The sequence below is a fragment of the Candidatus Nanosynsacchari sp. TM7_ANC_38.39_G1_1 genome, from assembly GCF_004138385.1.
The window spans coordinates 1-7,417 of record NZ_PQNZ01000042.1 but is presented as its reverse complement, the minus strand read 5'-3'; the positions used below and the strand labels follow the sequence as shown (position 1 = coordinate 7,417).

Sequence of the window (7,417 nt, the reverse complement as noted above, 5' to 3'; positions counted from 1 at the left end):
ATCGCGCCCTCACTATCAAACCCGCCGACACGGTTGTGTTTGCCGCCATGTCCAAGAAATATTTTTACATGAGATTTTTCGTAACGAAATTTGCACTCGAACAAGGCGCTGTGCCGATCAACCCATTTGCCAGTTTTGATTATTTTTTGCTCGACGCGGTAGAGCGTGACACGGTGCGACGCGCCAATAATACGCTGGTGGCGCGCGCTGATGAGCTGTGGGTATTTGGCGATATTGCTGATGGCGTGCGGGCGGAAGTAGTCCAAGCCTGGCAGCAACATAAAACCGTCCGATTTTTTGCGTTTCGCGATGACAAACATATTTACGAAGTCGCGATTAATGATGTAGTGTATGAAGATGGCGTCGAGTTCCTAATTCATATAGGAGAATAAGATGAAGAATGATACCGCCAACCTAAAAACTATCAGAGTCATTCGCCAGAATCATAGGTTTGTGGTCAGCGAAGTAGATTGGCTTGGTGAGCGCGTGTTTTGCAAGCGGTCGCAGCCCGGGGTGACTGGTAAAGATGAAATATTGCGTGAAGCGAATGGTTTGCGAACTTTTGATAAATTGACTCGTAATTTTAACGATATACCATTTTCTGTACCAAAATTGCTGTATCATGACGATGTGAAAATCTTAACGCAATTTATCGACGGATGGACGCCAGAGCTAGCCGACGTGCCTGATGACTTTTTTGTACAAAGCTTCGTGCAAATGGATCACTATTTTCGCAATCAGAAACGTAGTTGCTCGCGCTGGTCGCGACAAAATAAAGACGGAGAATATATTTAGCATAAGCTAGAACGAATTATTTCCGGGTTTAATTTAGAAGTGATACCGCCGGAAATATTTCGGGCTAGTTTGGAGTTCTTGTGTGATAATCATAGCTTGTGCGAAGCTCGACCGATGCATGCGGATTTTACCGAAAATAATCTATTGTATGACGGTGATAGATATTGGTTAGTTGACTTCGAGAGTTTTCGTGATGATTGGCCGCGCTGGTACGATGTAGTTAATTTTACGTACAACCGCGAGATGGAACGCCCCGAAACTGCCAAACGTATGTGCAATATTCGGCGTTTGGTCATTGAGCAGTTGGGCGAGGAGCCGACGACTCAGCGAGAAATCGCTTGTATCAAGATCGTACGCGGTTTATCGTTAATTATTGAACACATGACTCTCGGCGGGCGTAATCACGCAGCGATAGTTCCACTCGACAACGCGTTGCGCCAGAGGATTATAACTTCTTTTACGAAGCTTTTGCCAGCTAGATGATAAAATAGGATTATGAAAAAGCATAAAATATTCTGTTCGTATGCTTTTACTGGCGAGGACAAACTGAAAGTTGAAGCGCGTATGCGCCGGGTGGTTGATTTGCTCGAGAGCTGCGGGCATGAGGTTTATTGTAATTTGTTTGATAGTGCGACCGAAAGTTACGGCAGCCCGCGTCAGTTTTTGCGGCGAGCAATTGATCAAATGAATGAGTGCGACAAAATACTAGCGATTCAAACTTCGCCGCGCCGCAGTGAAGGTATGCTGATAGAAATCGGTGCTGCTATAGCTCGCGATAAGTCAATTCTATTGGCGCAGCATCAGAGCGCTGCCGGCAAATCGTATTTACCAGATCTCGCTAGGCAGACGCAAACCTGGCATAGTGAAAGCGAGCTAGATACTGCTATTATTACCCTGATAAAATCTGAATGCGATTAATCATGACAGAACCAAAGAAGCTATCTTTCAATGAAACGCTAAAAGCTTTTGGCACGGTGGCGATAACGACTTATAAAGCTTCTCCGCTGGCGGCGATTACCAAAATAATCGGTACGATTATCGGTTCGGCTATCCCGTTAGTTACTGCGTTTGTGGCCGCGCAAGCGACTACTTATCTGGCGGCTGGCTTCGCCGGTGACGAGCAAGCAGGCGCAAGGGCAATTTGGTGTGTTGCAGCGACTGTGATGCTGGGAATTCTTATGATGGCGTGGAATAGTTTGCAAAATTATATAGATCAATTCACTTCGTATAAAATCAACTCGGCTATTAGCGACCAGTTGTATGAGCATTTTGTTAGTATTGATTTTTGGCGTTATGACGACAAGGACACTGCCGACATGTTTGATAAGGCGCAAAGTTTTGTTTCGTTTTTCTCGCGCTTCTTCGACGCTATGGCTAGGATAATTGCGTCAATTGTTAGTGTAATAGTAGCCTTAGCCTCGCTATTTTCTGTTAGCTGGTGGATTGGCTTGATATTGTTTTTAGCGATTATTCCTAGCGCAATAGTTCAGCTAAAGTTGTCGCGTTTGCAGACAGAGCATTGGCGTAAATATACCGAAGCTCGGCGCCGCAGTGATTCAATTTCTTGGAATGTGATGCAGCCGCAAAATTTGGCGGAACTGCGTATTTATAACGCAGCGCGCTATATGTTAGATATGCGAGCGAAGTGGCGCGACAAAGATCAGCTCGAGCGTATTCAATTTGAGCGCGCTTATATTATCAAACGGTTGGCGGCCGACGTTGTCGAAGCAATAGCTCAGCTAGTTGGGCTGTTGTCGATTGTTCTGCAAATTATCCATCGTGTTCAGCCGGTCGGCCAGTTTGTTCTGGTCGAGCAAATGATGTCGAGGGCGCTTGGCGGTATGAGCGGTTTAATTATACAGTTCAATAGCATTGATCAGGATATTGCAGCGATGGTTGATTTCCAAAGGTTTATGCGGTTGCCGAGAAACTTGAATGAAGGTCGGAAATTGCTCGAACCGCCGCAGACGATTGAACTGCGGAATGTTTCGTTTCATTACCTCAAAAACGACAAGCTAGTGCTAAGCGATATTAACATGAAAATTCGCGCTGGCCAACGGATTGCTATTGTCGGCGAAAATGGCGCTGGCAAATCGACGCTTATTAAATTGTTGCTGGGGTTGTATCAGCCAACGCGCGGCCAGGTCTTGCTTGATAACGTGTCGCTGACGGATATTAATAAGAGTTCGTGGCATAGCTATCTCGGAGTGCTGCAACAAGATTTCATAAAATATCGATTTGCAACAGCTTATGAGAACGTTGTGTACGGAGACGTTCAGCGCAGCTATGACGAGCAGCATTATCAAAGATCAATCAAGCAGGCTGAAGCCAGCGCTTTCATTGATAAATTGCCCAAGAAGCGCGATACGATTCTCGGGCAATGGTTTGAGCACGATGATGGTACTAACGGCGTTGATTTGTCGGGCGGGCAATGGCAGCGCCTGGCGCTAGCGCGTAATTTTTATCGCCAGGCGCCAATTGTTATTCTAGACGAACCAACTAGCGCTATCGATGCCTTGGCAGAATCAAGGATTTTCGCTCGGCTATTCGGCAAGCATGGCAATACTATCATCGCTATCAGCCATCGTTATACAACTATCAAAAAAGCCGATGTTGTCTATATGATGCAAAACGGCAAGATCGTCGAGCAGGGTAGCGTTGACGAGTTGGTAGCTCGCCGCGGTGAATTCTATAAAATGTTTGCTAGCCAAATTGAATAAGCACTTGCAATTTACTAAACGTTGCGCGATAATATGCTTATGCTGGTACGCAATGGGGCCGCCCTGTTGCGAAAACAAACATCATACCAACGCCGTGCCCCGGGTGGGCGCGTAGCAGCACAAACCGCTACTAGAAATTGTAGCGGTTTTTTGATATTGTAGATGGGGAGAGAACTTTTGGGGCATTAGCTCATTTGGCTAGAGCGCTTCGCTGGCAGCGAAGAGGTGACCGGTTCGAATCCGGTATGCTCCACCACGGACCTTTAGCTCAGTTGGCTAGAGCGCACGATTCACATTCGTGAGGTCGCAGGTTCAAGCCCTGCAAGGTCCACCAATTTAGGCGTAAACGGTTTTTGGGAATAGTTATCCTTGTAAACAACTTAGCCACAAGCATGGGGATATAGCTCAGCTGATAGAGCGCAGCATTCGCATTGCTGAGGTCGAGGGTTTGAGTCCCTCTATCTCCACCAAAATAGTATGAAAACGGCAGCGTAATAATGGACGCTGCCGTTATTTTGACTTTTCAATCCTATGGTGCTTCTGATGTTTGCTATAATGAGGCAGATGAATATCATAGCGACGATTAATAAAAACACAGCGTTCTTTTACTGGCTGCAAACAGTTTCTAAGTGGGATACATCGTATGCGTTTGAACATCCACTATTCACTTATTATCACCAAGTTATTCAACCTGCCGATAATCTTATTTTGTCGCAAGTACGCACTATTATACAGTCAGATCTTAATCCTTACGATATTTTGCGGAAGTTATATGGCGGAGAATTTGACGATGAAAAATCTCGTTTAATTGCTCATATTTCTACTCCTCTTATCGATAGGTTCGATAGTATTTGGCAAGATTGTTATGAAAGCCTTGTTATGTGGCGTAATGCTATAAATGATTTTTCATATGATGATCTGTATCTACAGTTGCAAAAAATAGCTGTTTTTCTGGGGTTGGATAGGCAAGCTGTACAGGATAGTACTGTATTCCTATTACCGCCACGCCCAGAAGCAAGTGGTCCTGCTGGACATAAAATTAGTAGTAGCAACTTTATACTCCTGCGACCACCTTATTCATTTAATGACCAGAAAAAAGAGGCTGTCAGAATCGTCATACTTCACGAGTATGCGCATGGACTAATTCAGCAATCAAAATTATTTCAAGAAGCGGGTAGATTATCATATGAGACGCTTATCCTTCCGAAAAAACTTGTGTCTCCGTCTGGCTATACGTGGCGCTCGGTGTATAACGAGCTTTTAGCTTATTGTATCGCTAGCCGCACAATCGGTGGGTATTTAAGTCCTCAACTTACTGGAAGGCCTTATCCGGCTGTCGATGAGTTGCGTCCATCGTTTGAAAGGTTGCTTGCTAAGCGAAAGCCAACGTCAAATCAGATTATCAATTGGGCAAGTTTGCATATGTTACCAAAACTGACCGACTATATTGAAGAAGGAAAGACAATAGACGCTGTAATATTTGAGCCGGCAGTTCTCTTGATCAATGAGCTGTTCGAATCTTGACAAAACTCCGTCGCCCTGCTAAGATTTTCAGAGGTCAATACGTTGCTTTTGCCGCGGTTAAAGTTCGCCGAAGTTGCCAGTAAAAGCGTAATGTTGTAAAGATAAAACACCCTAGTTGCACCGATAACGCGCAACTTTTTTGTTGCCAAAAAATCATTAACCAAAGGAGGAAATGTGCCCCGCACTAAGCGAGAAGGAGTATTTTATGGCGTCGTCATGGCGTTTACGATGTCAATTTTTATGAATTTGCTGAATACATTTTTACATGCTGGCGTGTCAATGCAATCGCTAGGAAGAGCGCTACTGCTGCAGCCAGTGATTTTCGCAATCGTCATGGTTGTTGAGGGTTTGCTCGTATCGAATCTGGCGCAAAAAGCTATGAAGCGTTTTGTCCGCGCGAAAGACAGTGCAGAAGCTCATGCACTGGCGCGAACGGTGTGCATGGTGACGGGCATGTCGCTGGCGATGAGCTTGATCGGGCTTGTCTTGGCAGGTACACCGCTGGCTGAGTTGCTGCTGCGCTTTGCCTCGGCTTGGCCGATGAATTTCTGCGCGGCGTTTTGGTGGCAAATATTAGCTGCTGGGCCGATTGCGCGCATGGCACTGAAGGCAGTGCGAGCGTATCGCTCAGAAAAAATTTCAATGGTTATTGATTAGTTGTGATGTTATTCTTACGCGTAACATTTCCAAATCTTCCACGTATGATCCCTGAATCTTCCGCGTATGATCCCTGAATCTTCCGCGTGAGATTTTTCCGCCTGGCGCGTATAATAGAAGCATGGGACGAATACCGCTGGCGGAGCAGATGCGGCCGCAAACCTTGGATGAGGTGATTGGACAGAGTCATTTGCTGGGCGAAGGCGAGTTACTTCGCCAGATTGCCCGGCGTGGCGAACCGGTCAGTTTGATTTTGTGGGGACCGCCAGGGACGGGTAAGACCACCTTGGCACGAATTATCGCCCGCGAAGTCAATGCCGAATTTGTTGAGCTATCGGCCGTGACCAGCGGCAAGAAGGACGTTGAACGGGTAATTGAACACGCTCGGCAGAACTGGAATTTGGGACTGAGGACAATTTTGTTTGTTGATGAAATCCACCGCTTTAACAAGGCGCAGCAGGACGCCTTTTTGCCGCATGTCGAGAGCGGGCTGATTACTTTGATTGGCGCGACCACTGAGAACCCGAGCTTTGAGGTGATCACGCCGCTGCTCAGCCGGACGCGGGTGCTAGTGCTGCAGCAACTGACGAAAGATGAAATTATACTGGTGCTGAAGCGAGCGCTGAAGACTTTGAAACAAACCAAGCGGGTGTCGCCCAAAGCTTTGGATTATCTGGCAGAATTGGCGGACGGCGACGCGCGGGTGGCCTTGGGTAATTTGGAATTGGCATTGAGTTTTGGCGAGAAAGTCACGCCCGAGGTGGTCAAGGCAGCGGCTCAGCGGCGATTGCCGGGCTATGATAAAAAAGGCGACGCGCATTATGATGTCATCTCAGCGTTCATCAAGTCGCTGCGCGGTAGTGACGTGGTGGCTGCGGCGTATTATTTAGCCCGGATGATTGATGCTGGCGAAGACCCGAAATTCATCGCTCGGCGGATGGTGATTTTCGCGTCAGAAGACATTGGGCTGGCTGGCAACGGTGCGCTGAGTCTGGCAGTTGCTGCCTTTGAAGCGGTGGAGCGAGTTGGCTTACCCGAAGCCAAATACAATTTATTCCACTGTGCCATCGCCCTGGCTCGCAGCCAGAAATCGCGCGAGATTACTGATTTGATGAATGAGGCTTTTTCTCTGGCGCACAAGTACCCGAACTCGCCGGTGCCGCTGCATCTTCGTAACGCTCCGACCAAGCTCATGAAAGATCTAGGTTATAACAAAGATTACAAATGGCAAGCTGGCTTCCAGCACGAAAAAGGATTCTTACCGGAAGAAGTCAGGGAAGAATCTTCTAGCCGCTGATAGACTTTTTATTGGATCTTCGCCATAAAATCCACACAAAAACAAACGACAAAGTTTGCGCTAAGAATATTCGCGCAATTTGCAAGCTATCATTTCCTTGGTTTGAGACGACATGCACAATATTAATTATCGCATTATTGAAAAAGTGATCTGCTGCGCCAAGCCACAAACTTCCTGTCATTTTATATAGCCAGCTCATTTTTAATCCAAACATGAAAGCGAACAAAATATAGCCAACGCTAAAAATTGCTGTCTGAACCAGCGAAAACTCACCGTCAAGGAACGATCGAATCGGCATTGCTACATGCCAAAGTCCGAACAGCAGGGCGCTTATGAAAATCGTTGCCGCAAATTTATATTTTTGGCGCAGTAATTTCTCGAACAACCCGCGAAACAGGCCTTCTTCCATCCAGACATTGAATAT

The 7,417-nt window shown here is 46.5% G+C and carries 9 protein-coding genes and 3 tRNA genes; 11 read left to right on the top strand and 1 reads right to left on the bottom strand.

The window, feature by feature from the left end:
- The 11 genes from G1ANC_RS04060 to G1ANC_RS03120 all read left to right on the top strand — a co-directional run.
- Positions 1-392: hypothetical protein (locus G1ANC_RS04060; protein ID WP_164998003.1), on the top strand; the 392-nt coding region annotated here is incomplete at its 5' end.
- A 1-nt stretch (position 393) separates the two neighbouring features.
- On the top strand, positions 394-795 hold the full coding sequence (locus G1ANC_RS03165; RefSeq protein WP_129693566.1) for a hypothetical protein: 402 nt from the start codon (positions 394-396) through the stop codon (positions 793-795).
- Between the two features lie 39 nt (positions 796-834).
- Complete coding sequence (locus G1ANC_RS03160; protein WP_164998002.1) at positions 835-1,278, top strand: hypothetical protein; 444 nt, start codon at positions 835-837, stop codon at positions 1,276-1,278.
- A 12-nt stretch (positions 1,279-1,290) separates the two neighbouring features.
- Positions 1,291-1,713, top strand: a complete 423-nt coding sequence (locus G1ANC_RS03155; protein WP_129693564.1) for a nucleoside 2-deoxyribosyltransferase — start codon at positions 1,291-1,293, stop codon at positions 1,711-1,713.
- Between the two features lie 2 nt (positions 1,714-1,715).
- Positions 1,716-3,515 (top strand): ABC transporter ATP-binding protein, encoded by a 1,800-nt coding sequence (locus G1ANC_RS03150; protein WP_129693563.1) that lies wholly within the window; start codon positions 1,716-1,718, stop codon positions 3,513-3,515.
- Positions 3,516-3,694: 179 nt separating this feature from the next.
- Positions 3,695-3,771 (top strand) — tRNA-Ala (locus G1ANC_RS03145).
- A 1-nt stretch (position 3,772) separates the two neighbouring features.
- Positions 3,773-3,849 (top strand) — tRNA-Val (locus G1ANC_RS03140).
- Between the two features lie 60 nt (positions 3,850-3,909).
- Positions 3,910-3,985 (top strand) — tRNA-Ala (locus G1ANC_RS03135).
- A 94-nt stretch (positions 3,986-4,079) separates the two neighbouring features.
- A complete protein-coding gene (locus tag G1ANC_RS03130) occupies positions 4,080-5,039 on the top strand; it encodes a hypothetical protein (RefSeq protein WP_129693562.1) in 960 nt (319 codons plus the stop codon).
- Positions 5,040-5,213: 174 nt separating this feature from the next.
- Positions 5,214-5,696, top strand: coding sequence for a hypothetical protein (locus G1ANC_RS03125; RefSeq protein ID WP_129693561.1), 483 nt, complete (start codon positions 5,214-5,216; stop codon positions 5,694-5,696).
- 121 nt (positions 5,697-5,817) lie between these two features.
- Positions 5,818-6,993 carry a replication-associated recombination protein A gene (locus G1ANC_RS03120; RefSeq protein WP_129693560.1) on the top strand — a complete coding sequence of 392 codons (1,176 nt, stop codon included), beginning with the start codon at positions 5,818-5,820 and terminating at the stop codon, positions 6,991-6,993.
- Here G1ANC_RS03120 and G1ANC_RS03115 read toward each other — a convergent pair.
- On the bottom strand, positions 6,983-7,417 hold a 435-nt coding region (locus G1ANC_RS03115; RefSeq protein ID WP_164998001.1), incomplete at its 5' end, for a CPBP family intramembrane glutamic endopeptidase. The genes G1ANC_RS03120 and G1ANC_RS03115 overlap by 11 nt on opposite strands.

What these genes read in the sequence shown, in the direction of transcription:
- G1ANC_RS03165 (WP_129693566.1), top strand. Translation starts at nt 394, where the DNA reads ATGAAGAATGATACCGCCAACCTAAAAACTATCAGAGTCATTCGCCAG.
- G1ANC_RS03155 (WP_129693564.1), top strand. Translation starts at nt 1,291, where the DNA reads ATGAAAAAGCATAAAATATTCTGTTCGTATGCTTTTACTGGCGAGGAC.
- G1ANC_RS03150 (WP_129693563.1), top strand. Translation starts at nt 1,716, where the DNA reads ATGACAGAACCAAAGAAGCTATCTTTCAATGAAACGCTAAAAGCTTTT.
- G1ANC_RS03130 (WP_129693562.1), top strand. Translation starts at nt 4,080, where the DNA reads ATGAATATCATAGCGACGATTAATAAAAACACAGCGTTCTTTTACTGG.
- G1ANC_RS03120 (WP_129693560.1), top strand. Translation starts at nt 5,818, where the DNA reads ATGGGACGAATACCGCTGGCGGAGCAGATGCGGCCGCAAACCTTGGAT.